The organism is Virgibacillus xinjiangensis, from assembly GCF_042643145.1.
Lineage (GTDB): Bacteria > Bacillota > Bacilli > Bacillales > Amphibacillaceae > Virgibacillus_O > Virgibacillus_O xinjiangensis.
This window is the reverse complement of the sequence record NZ_JBHRSA010000046.1, coordinates 99,717-114,014: the sequence shown is the minus strand read 5'-3', so window position 1 is coordinate 114,014 and position 14,298 is coordinate 99,717. Positions and strand designations below refer to the sequence as shown.

At 45.0% G+C, this 14,298-nt stretch carries 14 protein-coding genes; 2 read left to right on the top strand and 12 right to left on the bottom strand.

The genetic code is table 11. The features are described 5' to 3' along the window. Position 1: 1 nt before the first annotated feature. From ACFOGI_RS12550 to ACFOGI_RS12535, 4 genes are all read right to left on the bottom strand, one after another. Positions 2-1,300: a YycH family regulatory protein gene (locus ACFOGI_RS12550; RefSeq protein ID WP_390273081.1), complete on the bottom strand. Its 1,299-nt coding sequence runs from the start codon at positions 1,298-1,300 to the stop codon at positions 2-4. After that, positions 1,300-3,126, bottom strand: coding sequence for a cell wall metabolism sensor histidine kinase WalK (gene walK, locus ACFOGI_RS12545; protein ID WP_390273078.1), 1,827 nt, complete (start codon positions 3,124-3,126; stop codon positions 1,300-1,302). Before walK ends, ACFOGI_RS12550 begins: the two co-directional genes overlap by 1 nt. A gap of 5 nt (positions 3,127-3,131) precedes the next feature. Beyond that, entirely contained in the window at positions 3,132-3,833 is a 702-nt protein-coding gene (yycF, locus tag ACFOGI_RS12540) for a response regulator YycF (RefSeq protein WP_390273075.1), read from the bottom strand. A gap of 208 nt (positions 3,834-4,041) precedes the next feature. Further along, complete coding sequence (locus tag ACFOGI_RS12535; protein WP_390273072.1) at positions 4,042-5,331, bottom strand: adenylosuccinate synthase; 1,290 nt, start codon at positions 5,329-5,331, stop codon at positions 4,042-4,044. 228 nt (positions 5,332-5,559) lie between these two features. Between ACFOGI_RS12535 and cdaS the strand changes: the two genes are divergently transcribed. Then, entirely contained in the window at positions 5,560-6,189 is a 630-nt protein-coding gene (gene cdaS / locus ACFOGI_RS12530; protein ID WP_390273069.1) for a sporulation-specific diadenylate cyclase CdaS, read from the top strand. A 69-nt stretch (positions 6,190-6,258) separates the two neighbouring features. On the opposite strand, the gene dnaB is transcribed toward cdaS, so the two are convergent. The 4 genes from dnaB to ACFOGI_RS12510 form a co-directional block, all read right to left on the bottom strand. After that, positions 6,259-7,632 carry a replicative DNA helicase gene (gene dnaB, locus ACFOGI_RS12525; protein WP_390273064.1) on the bottom strand — a complete coding sequence of 458 codons (1,374 nt, stop codon included), beginning with the start codon at positions 7,630-7,632 and terminating at the stop codon, positions 6,259-6,261. Between the two features lie 71 nt (positions 7,633-7,703). Further along, positions 7,704-8,150, bottom strand: a complete 447-nt coding sequence (gene rplI / locus ACFOGI_RS12520; protein WP_390273060.1) for a 50S ribosomal protein L9 — start codon at positions 8,148-8,150, stop codon at positions 7,704-7,706. Beyond that, positions 8,147-10,123 carry a DHH family phosphoesterase gene (locus ACFOGI_RS12515; protein ID WP_390273057.1) on the bottom strand — a complete coding sequence of 659 codons (1,977 nt, stop codon included), beginning with the start codon at positions 10,121-10,123 and terminating at the stop codon, positions 8,147-8,149. The genes rplI and ACFOGI_RS12515 overlap by 4 nt, the downstream gene beginning before the upstream one ends. A 42-nt stretch (positions 10,124-10,165) precedes the next feature. Further along, complete coding sequence (locus ACFOGI_RS12510) at positions 10,166-11,110, bottom strand: YybS family protein (protein WP_390273054.1); 945 nt, start codon at positions 11,108-11,110, stop codon at positions 10,166-10,168. Between the two features lie 249 nt (positions 11,111-11,359). Between ACFOGI_RS12510 and ACFOGI_RS12505 the strand changes: the two genes are divergently transcribed. Further along, entirely contained in the window at positions 11,360-11,848 is a 489-nt protein-coding gene (locus ACFOGI_RS12505) for a DUF1189 family protein (protein ID WP_390273051.1), read from the top strand. Between the two features lie 59 nt (positions 11,849-11,907). Here ACFOGI_RS12505 and rpsR read toward each other — a convergent pair whose 3' ends face one another. The 4 genes from rpsR to ychF form a co-directional block, all read right to left on the bottom strand. Continuing rightward, on the bottom strand, positions 11,908-12,141 hold the full coding sequence (gene rpsR / locus ACFOGI_RS12500) for a 30S ribosomal protein S18 (RefSeq protein ID WP_390273048.1): 234 nt from the start codon (positions 12,139-12,141) through the stop codon (positions 11,908-11,910). A 64-nt stretch (positions 12,142-12,205) separates the two neighbouring features. Next, the gene (ssb, locus tag ACFOGI_RS12495) at positions 12,206-12,691 is read right to left on the bottom strand and encodes a single-stranded DNA-binding protein (protein ID WP_390273045.1); all 486 of its coding nucleotides are present in this window, start codon (positions 12,689-12,691) and stop codon (positions 12,206-12,208) included. Between the two features lie 15 nt (positions 12,692-12,706). Beyond that, positions 12,707-12,994 (bottom strand): 30S ribosomal protein S6, encoded by a 288-nt coding sequence (gene rpsF, locus ACFOGI_RS12490; protein WP_390273042.1) that lies wholly within the window; start codon positions 12,992-12,994, stop codon positions 12,707-12,709. Positions 12,995-13,186: 192 nt separating this feature from the next. Then, positions 13,187-14,287, bottom strand: coding sequence for a redox-regulated ATPase YchF (ychF, locus tag ACFOGI_RS12485; protein WP_390273038.1), 1,101 nt, complete (start codon positions 14,285-14,287; stop codon positions 13,187-13,189). Positions 14,288-14,298: the final 11 nt, after the last annotated feature.

The following is a 14,298-nucleotide window of genomic DNA, read 5'->3' as shown; positions in this document are numbered from 1 at the left end:
CCTAACTGCCCCCTTCCTCTGATGATCTGTTTTCAAATGAAATTTCCCGCCAAATTCCGTTATATTTCATATACCATGCAGGCTGGAGATAGGCGGTGGCATTATTTTGATGCATCTCATACGTTAACCGGTAGCCCAGTTGAATGTCACCGATATTTTCCATATTGTACTCTGTATTCCTCAGATGGGAAACAACCTCGCCCCCTCCTGGGAGCTCAACCAAATCCCCCGTAAATGAATCTTCCATGGTGAACAGAGGTCGGCTGTACTGATGAAGTCCGACATCCCTCCATTCCTGTTGAATGACTGATAGGCCGGAGCTGTTAAACACAGGATACCCCGCATAGAACAACCGGTACCTTACGGTGTTGGTACCCGTATGCAGTCGTGACAGGCGATAATCATCCGTCCATCCAAAATGGCCGTTGATATTGGCAATGCTTCTATCCAAAAGCTCAACTGCTGGCAAGCTTTCCTGGTTGGTGGTATTGGGATTATAAAATTCCATATTCCTTCCATATTGGAATACGCGCATCTGGCGCTGTCCATCATTATAGTAGGATTCCCCGTTGTCATAATTTTGACGGACCACGGATGGTGTCTGGAACAAGGCATTGACAAGAGCATTGACATCCAGGTCAGTGACTGCCACAGAATGTTCAGGAGCAGACACCGGATCATCGGGGAGATAGATCACCGAATCGCCGCTTTCCAATACGAACTGCTCTTCCAACCCTTCCAACGAAGACATTCTGTTCCATAGGCTTTCATATACATTCGGGTTGTTGATCACAGCATGTGCCTCCTGCCGTCCATCAATCGACTGAATTTCCAAGTGGACGGAAGCTGTATCCTGTTCCAATGTGAGGTATATACGCTTGAATGACCAACTCGGGAGCTGTATGTCAGGGTTATCAAATTGGTAGAAGTTCCTCAATAATTCCATCGGCAGTTCTTCTGGAAAGATGATCTCTATCTCAAATGCCTGTGATTCCCTTCCATCTGAATCACCTGCATAAAATTCATCTAATTCCCATGACTTCATGCGCTCATATAGCTCCTCTTGGGCTTTTGGGTCACTAGGAGCGTAAGGTCGATCATTGACATGGAAGACGAAAGACTTGGGAACGATTAGGCTGCCCTTTGTCTCTTCCACCCCTCCGATATCCATTTCATCAATATAGGAGGAATTATTCAAGTTGTCCAGGCTCGGCTGATACCGCCACAGCCCAAAACTGAGCAGCAGACTGAAACCGATCAGGACAATCAGTATTAACGACTTTACTGCCTCTAATTTCATCATACACCCCTCCGCTTCTGATTCATAAGCGGAAGTGTAAAGAGAACGGTTGTCCCTTTACCCTCTTTGCTTGTTGCCCAGATTTTACCATGATGGGCTTCTACAAGTTCTTTGGATATGGCCAGTCCCAGTCCAGTTCCTCCAAGCTTCCTTGTTCTTGCCTTATCTGCCCGGTAAAAACGCTCAAATATTTTATCAAGCTTGTCATAACTGATCCCCATTCCCTGATCACTGATACTCACCAGCAGATAATGCCTCTTGTTTTCCGCCTTCATGGTTATAATACCGCCTTCAGGTGAGTATTTAATCGCATTGGAAATCACATTATCAAGAACCTGGGTCATTTTGTCCTTATCCATCCAGACAGGGAATTGCCCTTCCGGCAACTGCCTTTTCAAATGGATGTGTCCCGGAAGATTCAATTCAAACCGGTCGATGACACCGTGAAAATATTGGATGAAATCCACCCGTTCTTTTTCAAGCGGGTATTCCTCTGCATCCATCTTGGAAAGTTGGAGAAGATCGTTCACCATACGGATCATTCTGTCTGTCTCCGTTTGAGCTACACCAAGAAAGCGCGGGGCTATTTCTTTATCTTCCCATGCCCCGTCATTCAGTGCTTCTATATAGCTTTTCATCGTTGTCAATGGAGTCCTAAGCTCATGGGATACATTGGAAACAAATTCTCTGCGTTCCTGCTCAGCCTTCTCTTGCTCCGTTACATCGCTGATTACGGAGATAAACCCGGTAACCTCTTCTTCTTCATCGAGGATGGTAGAGAAATTGGCACGGATCAAGAAAAATTCTTCCTCATCACTGAAGTCAATGATCATCGATCCGCTTTCCGGCAGCTCCGTCATATCCACGACTCTATCTTCCAGTTGCATGACATCGATCAACAACTCACCACTCACCTCATCGGGATCACGGCCAATCATTCTGCCAGCAGCTTCGTTCATCAAAGTCACTGCGCCTGTACGATTGGTGGCAATCACTCCATCAGACATATTGGATAAGACAGACCTCAATTTGAACTGTTCCTCCTCGATTGTTGCGTAAGAATGTTTGAGGCGGGAATTCAAATCATTGAATGTGTCGGCAAGCAGACCTATTTCATCCTTACTGTACACTTTCACCTTTTGACTGAAGTCCCCTTTAGCCATGGTTTGTGCCTGTCTTCTCATTTCGGAAATCGGTTTGGTTATGGTCCTTGCCACCAGTATCCCTACCACTGCTGACACTGCAATGGCCAACAATGAGCCTTGCAGGAAAATATCATTGATTTCCTGCATTTGATTAAAAACACCTTCCAGGGATGCTTCCACGTAGATGACTCCCATGACATTTTCCTGAGAATCGAAGATAGGAACGGCCTGGACATGCACAGGATTTCCTGTTTCCTGGTTGTATTTGGTTGTGTCCTGACGCTTATCAAAGAAAAGAGCGTCCTGGACGGTATCCCTTGTTGTCTTTTTGCCGATCCTGTCCCTCTCCAATACATTAGTGGTTCCAAGGACCCGGCTTTGGTTATTGATGACTTCCAGTGTAGTGATGTCTCCTGTTTCCACATCATGTACAATACTCTGGACCTCCTCCTGAAGGCTTGGCCCTTCTTCCTCATTCCTCTCTCTTTCGAATGCCTGCTCCAAGTTATAATTCAACAGTTCTACCCTGTCATTGATCGAGCTTTCAAAGCTCTCCATCAATTCCGTCTCCAGTTCATTGGTAAAAAAAGCTCCGATCACCTGTACAGCCACCAAAAGCAATAGAATATAGATAATCGTGAATTTGGATTGGATGGATCGGAAAAAACCGACTTTATTCATAGGTACTACTCCTGTTCAGGGTTTCGCAAATAATAACCTACTCCTCTACGGGTCACAATCCATGTCGGATTACTTGGATTCTCCTCTATTTTTTCCCGCAGTCTTCGCACGGTTACGTCTACAGTCCTGACGTCACCGAAATAGTCATAGCCCCAGACAGTTTCCAACAAATGTTCCCGCGTCATCACCTGGCCCATGTGGCGGGCCAAATAGTGAAGGAGCTCAAATTCACGATGAGTAAGCTCAATCTGCTTGCCATCCCTTGATACCACATAGGCATCAGGGTGGATGGTGAGGGAACCGATCACGATATCCTTTGTCTGCTTCGCCGTATCTTCCGGCACCTGCTGCCTGCGGAGATTTGCTTTTACCCTGGCAATGAGTTCTCTATTGCTGAATGGTTTGGTGACATAATCATCAGCTCCAAGCTCCAGACCGAGCACCTTATCGATTTCAGCATCTTTCGCCGTCAGCATGATGATCGGCATGGAATGATTCTTGCGGACTTCCCGACAGACTTCGTTTCCATCACGTCCGGGCAGCATGATATCCAACAAAATGAGGTCTGGGACTTCCGCTTCGGCAAGTTCCACCGCTGCATCTCCATCATTTGCTACGACTACCTCATATCCTTCTTTCTCTAAGTTGAACTTCAATATATCTGCAATTGGCTGTTCATCATCGACAACTAATATTTTCTGACTCATCATTGCACATCCTTTGTCCGCATAGGTTAAATTAATTTATAGTTTCAGAGGATAATTTTTCTAGTTTTTATTGGTATTTGCGCATGAGTGTCTACTTACAACAATACACTCTTCTCCCTATTTTATCGCATTTCGAGGGAAATGTCTTCCCTCTCAACAATAAGAAAGAGGCTGCCATCAAAGGCAGCCTCTTCCAATTATATTCAACTTAACTGCTATAAACACTTCGCACTACATTTGTCTGGGACCTGTCCGGGCCCACAGAGAAGATGGATAATGGAATTTCCGTCAATTGGGAAATCCTCTCCAAATAATGGCGGGCATTTTCAGGGAGTTCACTTAGATCTTTCACTCCTGTAATGTCTTCTTCCCACCCAGGCATTTCTTCATAGACCGGCTCACACTCTGCTAAGACGGAAAGACTGGCAGGAAATTCCTTCATGATTTCGCCTTTATAGCGATAGGCGGTACAAATCTTCAATGTCTCGATTCCTGTCAATACATCAAGGGAATTGAGAGACAGGTCAGTGATTCCGCTGACACGGCGGGCATGTCTGACAACAACACTGTCAAACCATCCGACCCGGCGGGCCCTGCCTGTAGTTGTTCCATATTCACGACCTACTTCGCGTATCTGATCACCAGTCTCATCATGCAGTTCCGTTGGAAAAGGCCCATCTCCCACTCTGGTTGTATAAGCTTTAGAAACGCCGACAACATGATTGATTTTCGTTGGCCCAACACCAGAACCTATGGTCACTCCTCCAGCAATCGGATTGGAGGAAGTCACAAACGGGTATGTCCCTTGATCAAGGTCTAGCATGACGCCCTGTGCCCCCTCAAAAAGAACACGGCGCCCCTCGTCAAGAGCATCATTCAGAACAACAGAGGTATCACAGACATATTCCGCCATTTGGCGCCCGTACTCATAATACTCTTCCAAGATGCTTTCTACCTGTATCGGTTCTACTTCATATACTTTTTCAAACAAGCGGTTTTTCTCTTTCAGATTCTGCTCCAGCTTACTCCGGAAGACATCTTTATCCATCAAGTCTGCTATACGGATTCCGCTTCGTGCAGCTTTGTCCATATATGCTGGCCCGATCCCTTTTTTTGTTGTACCAATTTTATTGGCACCTTTCTCTTCTTCCTGCAGAATATCCAGTTGAAGATGATATGGAAGGATGACATGTGCCCGGTTACTGATTCGGAGATTATCCGTAGAAACATTGCGTTCATGCAGATAGGCAATTTCCTCCATAAATGCTTTCGGGTCGATGACCATTCCATTTCCCAATACACAGATTTTATCATCAAAGAAGATACCGGATGGGATTAAATGCAGTTTATATGTGATATTATCAAATTTGATGGTATGGCCGGCATTGTTTCCACCTTGATAACGGGCGACAACCTCGGCATTCTGCGACAGATAATCAGTGATTTTCCCTTTTCCTTCATCGCCCCATTGTGTTCCGACTACTACTACTGAGGACATAGGTGCACCTCCATTAGGTTATGTAACATTTGATTTTCATTATTTACAAAAGTAATTCTATCAGTATCCTATGGGCAAGTCAATTTAATTCACGAACGATCAATATTTAATTTAATAGCATTGTTCGCTAATATATATCCAGAATGACAACTTAAAACGAATAAAAAACCATCCTGTACAAAAGCTATCATCAGATTGATTATACATCAGCTTAAGCGGGGTGGAAATATGGCTTCGATGGAACCTGGTATATCCAGCAGCAGGGTGGGAGACCATCTGAGAAGTGAACTGCTCAGACTTTCGCATGACATTCATCAACTCATTCAAACATTGGAGACGAGCGAATGCAGTGTCCTGCATGAATTGGAACATATCCATCAATCCTTCCATGATATTCAGACAGCCACCGCTTCCTATTACTTAAGGAGTTACTTAGCTGCTTTCACCAACCATTTTGAAGTGCTCTCTGTTGCTATTCAGCATCTTTCCGAGCGTAACCATGGTGCGTTGATTGCCATTCAGCGGGAAGACAAGCTGGAGGAACATCTGCATGCAGGCATCCCCTTGCATGCAGAGCTATCCCATCCATTGCTGGAATCGATCTTTTATACAGGAAATCCATTACACGATGGGGGCGTACTCATCCACCAAGATACGATTGTTTCTGCTGCAAATGTACTTCCTCTTTCGGAAAATATGACCATCAGGGGAAAGGTGGGAACCAGACACCGAGCTGCATTGGGGCTCTCCGAGCAGACGGATGCCTTAGTTCTCACAGTATCTGAGGAGACTGGAAGAGCGACCTTCGCCTTCGGAGGAAACCTGTATCCCATCCGGACAAGCAGTGGATTGGTTTAAATAATGCAAATGCAATTTTATGAAGAACAGTGTAAATAAAAAAATAGCAGTCCAATGGGGACTGCTTCCTTAGGCTTGCACCGGGGCAGGAGGTACATCACTCTCTGAATACCGGTGGTCAAGATCCACAAATTTATTGTATTCCTTCACAAACGCAAGTTCCACCGTACCAACCGGACCATTACGTTGTTTGGAAATAATGATTTCAATAATATTTTGTTTCTCTGTCTCTTGATCGTAGTAGTCATCCCTGTACAAGAAACCTACAATATCGGCATCCTGCTCAATACTACCCGATTCACGAAGGTCAGACATCATTGGACGTTTATCTTGGCGGGATTCCACTCCACGTGAGAGCTGGGACAGAGCAATTAAAGGAACATTCAATTCCCTTGCCAATCCCTTCAAGGAACGAGAAATCTCGGAGACTTCCTGCTGCCTGTTTTCTCCTCTGGAACTTCCGCTGCCCTGGATCAACTGCAGATAATCAATCAAGATCATGCCAAGCCCATGTTCCTGCTTGAGACGCCTGCATTTGGAACGGATTTCGCTCACACGGATCCCTGGTGAATCATCGATAAATATGCCTGCATTGGATAAGGAACCCATAGCCATTGTCAATTTACTCCAGTCATCCGCCTGCAGTTGGCCATTACGAAGACGGGTAGCATCTATATTTCCTTCTGCACATAGCATCCGCTGAACCAACTGGTCTGCTCCCATCTCCAAACTGAAAATGGCTACATTCTCCCCGCTGTTTACAGCCACATTCTGTGCGACATTAAGTGCAAATGCAGTCTTACCAACAGAAGGACGTGCTGCAACAATAATCAAATCATTGGGCTGAAAACCAGAAGTAATACGGTCTAAATCGCGGAAGCCGGTAGGCACTCCAGTTAGATCGGCATCAGATTGATGGAGTTGTTCAATATTATCATACACATCAATCAATACATCTTTGATCGCCTTGAAAGAACCGGAATTTTTACGTCCGGAAACTTCCAGAATGTTTTTTTCCGCATCGTTTAAAACATCTTCGACCTCATCTTCTTTTTCATAGCCGGATGTGACAATATCAGTAGCAGTGCGAATCAGCCTGCGAAGGATGGCCTTTTCTTCCACGATCCTGCTGTAGTATTCGATATTGGCTGCGGTCGGGACACTGCCTGCAACTTCAGACAGATAGGTTACCCCTCCTGCTTCATCCAACTGCTTTGCATTCTGCAGATAGGTTGTCACAGTCACCACATCAATCGGCTCACCTTTATCGGCCAATTTCATCATCGCTGCAAAAACCCGTTGGTGACCCGCTCGATAAAAATCCTCGGCAACCAATATTTCCGAAGCGGTTGAAAAAGCTTGCGGCTCTAAGAAGATGGCGCCAATCACCGACTGCTCCGCTTCAATATTATGTGGGGGAGTTCGGTCATTCCAATCATTCATCGTCCCGGGCCCTCCTTTCATGGAAAATCTTGTTGTCGGAAACCGGCCGTTCTATAGTCAATTTTAATTTATTACTTTTCAGAGACATGCACCTTGATGGAACCAGACACTTCCGGATGGAGTTTCACTGGGACAGTAGTATAACCAAGTGCACGGATTGGCTGGTCCAGTTCAATCTTCCGCTTATCAATTTTATAACCATGGTCTTTCTTCAATTGCTCGGCAATCTGCTTACTGGTAATGGACCCGAAGAGACGGCCGCCATCACCGGATTTAGCCTTCAATTCCACTGTCAGTTCTGCCAATTTATCTTTCAAATCCATTGCTTCTTCTTTTTCTTCCTGCTCCTCTTGTTCCATCTTGCGCTTTTGGGCCTCAAGTGCCTTCAGGTTGCCCGGAGTAGCTTCCTGTGCAACATTATTCTTCAAAAGATAGTTGCGGGCATACCCATCTGAAACATTTTTAACTTCACCTTTTTTGCCCTTGCCTTTTACATCTTTCAGGAAAATAACTTTCATTCTGTATCGCTCCCCTCAAAATATTCATCAATTATATCTTTTAATAACCCCTCTGCATCGTCCAGGGTGGTATCTTCAATCTGAGTGGCCGCATTCGTCAGATGACCGCCGCCATTCATCCGTTCCATAATAATTTGGACATTCACTTCCCCAAGCGACCTTGCACTGATGCCGATCCTTCCATCATCTCTCTCTGAGATGACAAAGGAGGCGGAAATACCGCTCATGGTAAGAAGAGTGTCTGCTGCCTGGGCAATCAGCACTGGACCATACTTGTCATTTGGCTCCGCCTTGGCAATCGCAATTACATCTCTGAATACCTCTGCCCGTTCAATCAGCTTGGCTCTTCGAATGAACAGGTCGAGATCCTCTTTCATAAACTGTTGGACCAGAATCGTATCTGCCCCTTTTGAACGAAGATAGGAAGCAGCATCAAACGTCCTGGACCCAGTCCGAAGGGAAAAGCTTTTGGTATCCACGATGATTCCAGCCAACAGAGCAGTCGCTTCGACCATCTTCAATTTCAATGACTTTGGCTGGTACTCGAGTAATTCTGTTACCAGTTCAGCTGTGGAAGATGCATAAGGCTCCATATAGACAAGTGTTGCATTTTGAATAAATTCTTCGCCCCTGCGATGGTGGTCTATGACCACCTTATACTCCGTCTTATCCAACAGGCTGGCTTCTGCAACCATGGATGGCCGGTGGGTATCCACGACCACCACAAGGCTGCGGTTTCCGGTGATTTCCTCCGCATCGTCCGGGTCAATGAAGTGCTCCCATAGATCATTATCCTCTTTCAAGGCGTTCACAAGGCGATAGACGCCTGTATCCACATCGTCGCGGTCAAAAACGATATGGCCTTCTACTCCATTCGCTTTGGCGATGTTCAAGATACCGATCGCTGCACCAAGTGAATCCATATCAGGGGACTTATGTCCCATAATGATAACATTATCACTCGCTTTCACCAATTCCTTCAGGGCATGGGAAATGACCCGAGCCCTGACTCTTGTCCGTTTTTCCATCGGATTCGTCTTGCCGCCATAGAAACGGACCTTCCCGGATTCATCTTTGATGGCTACCTGGTCCCCTCCCCGGCCCAAGGCCAGGTCAAGACTGGACTGCGCCAATTCTCCCAAGGTAGGAAGCGGCACATCTCCGGAACCTACACCAATACTCAGTGTCACTGGATTATTCTGCTCTCCACTTAGTTCACGGACTTCATCCAATATATCGAACTTCACCTTTTCCATCTGCTGAAGGATCTCTTTTGAACCTACCGCCAGGAATCTTTCCTGGGACGTCCGTTTCAGATAGAGGCCATATTGTCCTGCCCAGTTATTCAACACAGATGTAACCTGGGAGTTGAGCTGGCTTTTCAGCGTATCGTCCATATTCTGGGTGATTTCCTCATAATTATCTAAGAAGACGATGGCTAGGACAGTTTGCTCATTATCATACATGGTTTGAAGACGTGACTGCTGGGTCCGATCGAACAAATAGAGCAGCCTTTCTTCCCTTTTAGCAGTGGTCTGGAACTCATATCCTCCAAGCTCCAACCAGATTTCTTCTTTGTTTTCTCTTATCTTAGGGATTAACTCCTCACTGAGGACATTGAGAGATTCACCAACAAGTGTATCTTCTTCTTGGGCAAATTTATTCATATAAGGATTCGCCCACTCAATGGTAAAATTATCATTATATAAAATGATGCCGATCGGCATTTCCAGTAAGGCTTCTTCCCCAACCTTCTTCACCCGGTGGGAGAGGGTGGAAATATATTCCTCCGTCTCGTTCAAAAGCACCCTTTCCGTACGGATACTATAATAGATGGACGCAGCCAGCAACAAGGTCATGATTACTCCCAGCATCCATTGAAAATACCAAATCACTGCCAGTAAAATGATGGATAGCAGGTAAATGATCCATAAATGGCTGCTTAACGTTGGTTTCTTTTGTAAATCCGGCATAGCATTCAGCTCCTACTTGGGTAACACTTATCGGTTTCGATCTTATGAGTCTTTTGTCATTCGCTCTCTCAGCTTAAATCCTATGTCAATTATACCTAAAATGCGCATGAAATACAGTAGCATTAAAGGAAAAAGGATGACCAGAACTACCACCAGCACAGGGACAGCCTTGGACAGCTTTTTTTGATGGGAATAGAAGAAAACAAAGGAAATCCCCTGAACGGCCATGATAAGACCTGTCAGTACCAGCAGATTCTGCACTGCCATAAAGTAGATGCTTCCAGGATCTAATTCTATCATGGATAATAGAATGGCAACCAGGTAGACCCAAATAAGTGAACGTGGGAATTGCAGATGCCGGAACGGCGGAAACCGCAACTCTTTATTCTCTATTCGATTAATCATCTTGTATCCAGCCCACTGGCTGAGGAAGGCCAGTAATACAGCTGATAGTACCAGTACTACTGGAAACAGATCGATAAAGTAGCTGATTTGAGCTTCCAGCATTCCCTGAATCTCTTCCGTCTGTTCATCTGAGCCGAATTGACCAAGCAGATCTGTACTCATCTGCAAGGATTCCATATACATCGTTTCCAGTTCTGCCAGCCAATTCACCTGAAAAACATACTGGGTGAATACAAAGGCAAACAATAATCCTGCTAGAAAACCCAATGTCCCTCGGGCCAGCGTCTCATAGGCCGAAACGCCCTGATAGATGGCACAGCCGATCATAAGTCCGCCAATCGCCATCAACACAGTGACAGGCAATGAAAAAACGGTTGCGAGCAGCAGGGAAAGAATGACGGCTGCCAGGAACATCAACATCCCGGGTTTCCAGCTATACCTGGCAGCATAAACGATAAACGGGACCGGCAACAGGAATATACTTAAAATATTTAGTACGGGTACAAAAGCTGTAATAATCAACAGCAAGACGAAAATGCCTGTAAGCATTGCCCCGTCCGTAATTTTCTTCGATTGGTTCATCCATTGCACCTCTTTTAAACAACTAACAGTGTACCTTTACAATTTCTCTATTAGTATATAATAACATGATTTACAGCCGAATGGTTGGCGGAAATTGTTGGGTCCAACCCCCCTACTGCAGCTGTGCCAGTTGACTCCCAACAGACTTACTCCAAGCCAAAAGTCACCTATTTTTCAAGTTATACTGCCATTTTCCCGCTTCCTTCCTTTATAATAGGGGAGATAGACTAAATTAGAAGGATGGAAAAGATGGTTTTTCTACAAGCATTCATAAACAGCATCAAATTACCGAATAAAAAAGCAATTTTTCAACTGAACAGGATTGGCATGGATATAACGGTTGTCTATATGTTTCTTTTTCTATTCCTCGCTTCCCTGCCTTCTCTGGTAGACCAGATTACTTCGACAGGCGGTTTGGGTGATGAGATGAATTTAGTGTTAAAATTCATCTACTTCTTCATTTTCTACTATCTGCCGCTCGTCATCATTTTCTTTATGCTGCTTTCCGTTATGGCATACCTGGGAACTCTTATAGCAAAAATGCTCGGAAGAAAGCTTCGTTTTTCCATTCTGTGGAAAATGAGTGCTTACACCACCACTCTTCCCCTGCTTCTATATACAGCCCTTGCATTTTTCGTACCAATCCATGATTTATACTTAGTACTGGCTGCTTTGTTTACAATCGGGTTGTTAGGAAGAGTCATCACTGTATATCCCAAGAGAAGAAAACGGCGGTGACCTCTTAGAAAGCTGAAAGCCCCCAATCCTAATTGGATTGGGGGCTTTCTATCATGCCATTATTCACCTGCTACATATGGCAATAATGCCATTTGACGAGCACGTTTAATAGCAATAGTCAATTTACGCTGGTATTTTGCAGAAGTTCCAGTTACACGACGTGGAAGAATCTTTCCACGTTCGGAAATGAAACGTCTCAGCAAATCTACATCTTTATAGTCGATGTGTGTGATTCCGTTTGCTGTGAAATAACACACTTTACGACGCTTTGCGCGTCCGCGACGAGCTGCCATGTGAATACCCTCCTTTTATATATGGTAAGGCGACGATCAGAAAGTCAACTTCCAAACATCCCCTTTAAAACGGTAGATCATCATCCGATATATCGATAGGCTCTCCATTATTTTTAAATGGGTCCTCGTGGTTCTGATTCTGATTTGGTTGAAATTGGTTTTGGTTTTGAAATTGGTTCTGATTTCGGTTTTGCTGGAACCCTGCATCCTGCCCTCTATCTGGGGAGGAGTTTTTTGATTCCAAGAATTGGACACTGTCTGCCACAATTTCCGTCACAAAGACCGTCTTACCATCCTGGCCTTCAAATGTCCGCGTTTGCACGCGTCCATCAACACCGATCATGCTGCCTTTTTTCATATAGTTCGCCAGATTTTCAGCTGGTCTGCGCCAAACTACACAATTGATGAAATCCGCCTCGCGGTTCCCTTGTTGATTGGAAAACGGCCGGTTGACAGCAACAGTGAAATTGGCGACAGCAACGCCGCTTGGTGTATAACGCAAGTCAGGATCCTTCGTTAACCTGCCAACTAGCACGACACGATTTAACATCAGAACCACTCCTTATTATTGTTCATCTCGAATAGCGATATGACGAATAATATCATCAGAGAACTTCGCAAGTCGGTCGAATTCATTTACAGCTTCTTCTCCGCTTCTGAAGTTGATGATAACATAGTATCCATCACGGTAGTCTTGGATTTCATAAGCAAGACGCTTCTTGCCTTTTTCATCCACTTTATCAATCTCCGCGCCGTTATCTGTCAGGATTTTGTTGAAACGCTCGATCAAGCTTGTCTGCGCTTCTTCCTCAATGTCCGGGCGGATGATATACATGATTTCGTATTTTCTCATCCGTTACACCTCCTTTTGGTCTTAGCGGCTCCTGTTTATTGAAATCGGATCTCAACAAGAGCAAGGAGTAATCGACAATAATTACTCACAATGATGAATTATACCAAACCTTTTATTAAAATACAAGCCTTCGAGAGATCCTACCTGCGTTATAACTACTCTGGTTCTTACCTTACAGTATTCATTATGAACCTACACATTAAATCGGAAATGGATGACGTCGCCATCTTGGACAACATAGTCCTTGCCCTCCAGGCGAACGTTGCCATTCTCGCGAGCCTTACCCATTGATCCCGCTTCGACAAGATCATCATAGGATACGGTTTCTGCCCGGATAAACCCACGTTCAAAATCGGTATGGATAATGCCCGCCGCTTGTGGTGCTTTAATTCCTTTGCGGAAGGTCCATGCACGGACCTCTTGTTCCCCGGCGGTGAAATAGGTAGCCAGACCAAGCAGGTCATAGGATGCTTTGATCAGCTTGTCCAGACCAGACTCAGATATGCCGAGGTCTTCCAGGAACATCTCCTTTTCATCGTGATCCAGCTCAGAGATTTCTTCCTCAATTTTCGCACATACCACAATTACCTCTGCATTCTCTTTGGCAGCATACTCCCTCACCTTTTGGACATTCTGGTTGGCATCGGGATCTGCCACCTCTTCTTCACTGACATTGGCTACATATAGAGTGGGCTTGCTAGTAAGTAAATGAAGTCCTTTGACAATTTTCCACTGCTCATCGGAAAACTCCAATGCTCTTACAGGCCTTTCTTCCTCCAGCCCTTCCTTCAATTTACCCAGCACTTCTTGTTCGGCAACTGCTGCCTTATCTTTTTGTCTTGCAAGCTTTTCCACCCGCTGAAACCGTTTATTGACAGTCTCAAGATCTGCCAGAATCAGTTCCAAATTGATAATCTCGATATCATCAATCGGATCAATCTTCCCGGAAACATGGGTGATGTTGTCATCGGAAAAACAACGGACCACCTGGCAGATGGCATCGACCTGACGGATATGGGAGAGGAATTGGTTCCCCAAACCTTCCCCTTTGCTTGCTCCTTTTACGATCCCCGCAATATCTGTGAACTCAAAAGCTGTTGGGACAGTCTTTTTCGGTTTTACCATTTCTGTTAATGTATCTAAGCGGTTGTCAGGCACTTCCACAATACCCACATTGGGATCGATCGTAGCAAACGGATAATTGGCCGCTTCAGCTCCCGCTTGTGTAATGGCATTGAATAGCGTAGATTTCCCTACGTTTGGAAGACCCACAATTCCTGCTGTCAAAGACATAAAACTTTTCA

Bases quoted from the DNA above. Each gene is read 5' to 3' on its own strand.
- ACFOGI_RS12550 (WP_390273081.1), bottom strand. From the start codon at position 1,300: ATGAAATTAGAGGCAGTAAAGTCGTTAATACTGATTGTCCTGATCGGT.
- walK (WP_390273078.1), bottom strand. From the start codon at position 3,126: ATGAATAAAGTCGGTTTTTTCCGATCCATCCAATCCAAATTCACGATT.
- yycF (WP_390273075.1), bottom strand. From the start codon at position 3,833: ATGAGTCAGAAAATATTAGTTGTCGATGATGAACAGCCAATTGCAGAT.
- ACFOGI_RS12535 (WP_390273072.1), bottom strand. From the start codon at position 5,331: ATGTCCTCAGTAGTAGTAGTCGGAACACAATGGGGCGATGAAGGAAAA.
- cdaS (WP_390273069.1), top strand. From the start codon at position 5,560: ATGGCTTCGATGGAACCTGGTATATCCAGCAGCAGGGTGGGAGACCAT.
- dnaB (WP_390273064.1), bottom strand. From the start codon at position 7,632: ATGAATGATTGGAATGACCGAACTCCCCCACATAATATTGAAGCGGAG.
- rplI (WP_390273060.1), bottom strand. From the start codon at position 8,150: ATGAAAGTTATTTTCCTGAAAGATGTAAAAGGCAAGGGCAAAAAAGGT.
- ACFOGI_RS12515 (WP_390273057.1), bottom strand. From the start codon at position 10,123: ATGCCGGATTTACAAAAGAAACCAACGTTAAGCAGCCATTTATGGATC.
- ACFOGI_RS12510 (WP_390273054.1), bottom strand. From the start codon at position 11,110: ATGAACCAATCGAAGAAAATTACGGACGGGGCAATGCTTACAGGCATT.
- ACFOGI_RS12505 (WP_390273051.1), top strand. From the start codon at position 11,360: ATGGTTTTTCTACAAGCATTCATAAACAGCATCAAATTACCGAATAAA.
- rpsR (WP_390273048.1), bottom strand. From the start codon at position 12,141: ATGGCAGCTCGTCGCGGACGCGCAAAGCGTCGTAAAGTGTGTTATTTC.
- ssb (WP_390273045.1), bottom strand. From the start codon at position 12,691: ATGTTAAATCGTGTCGTGCTAGTTGGCAGGTTAACGAAGGATCCTGAC.
- rpsF (WP_390273042.1), bottom strand. From the start codon at position 12,994: ATGAGAAAATACGAAATCATGTATATCATCCGCCCGGACATTGAGGAA.
- ychF (WP_390273038.1), bottom strand. From the start codon at position 14,287: ATGTCTTTGACAGCAGGAATTGTGGGTCTTCCAAACGTAGGGAAATCT.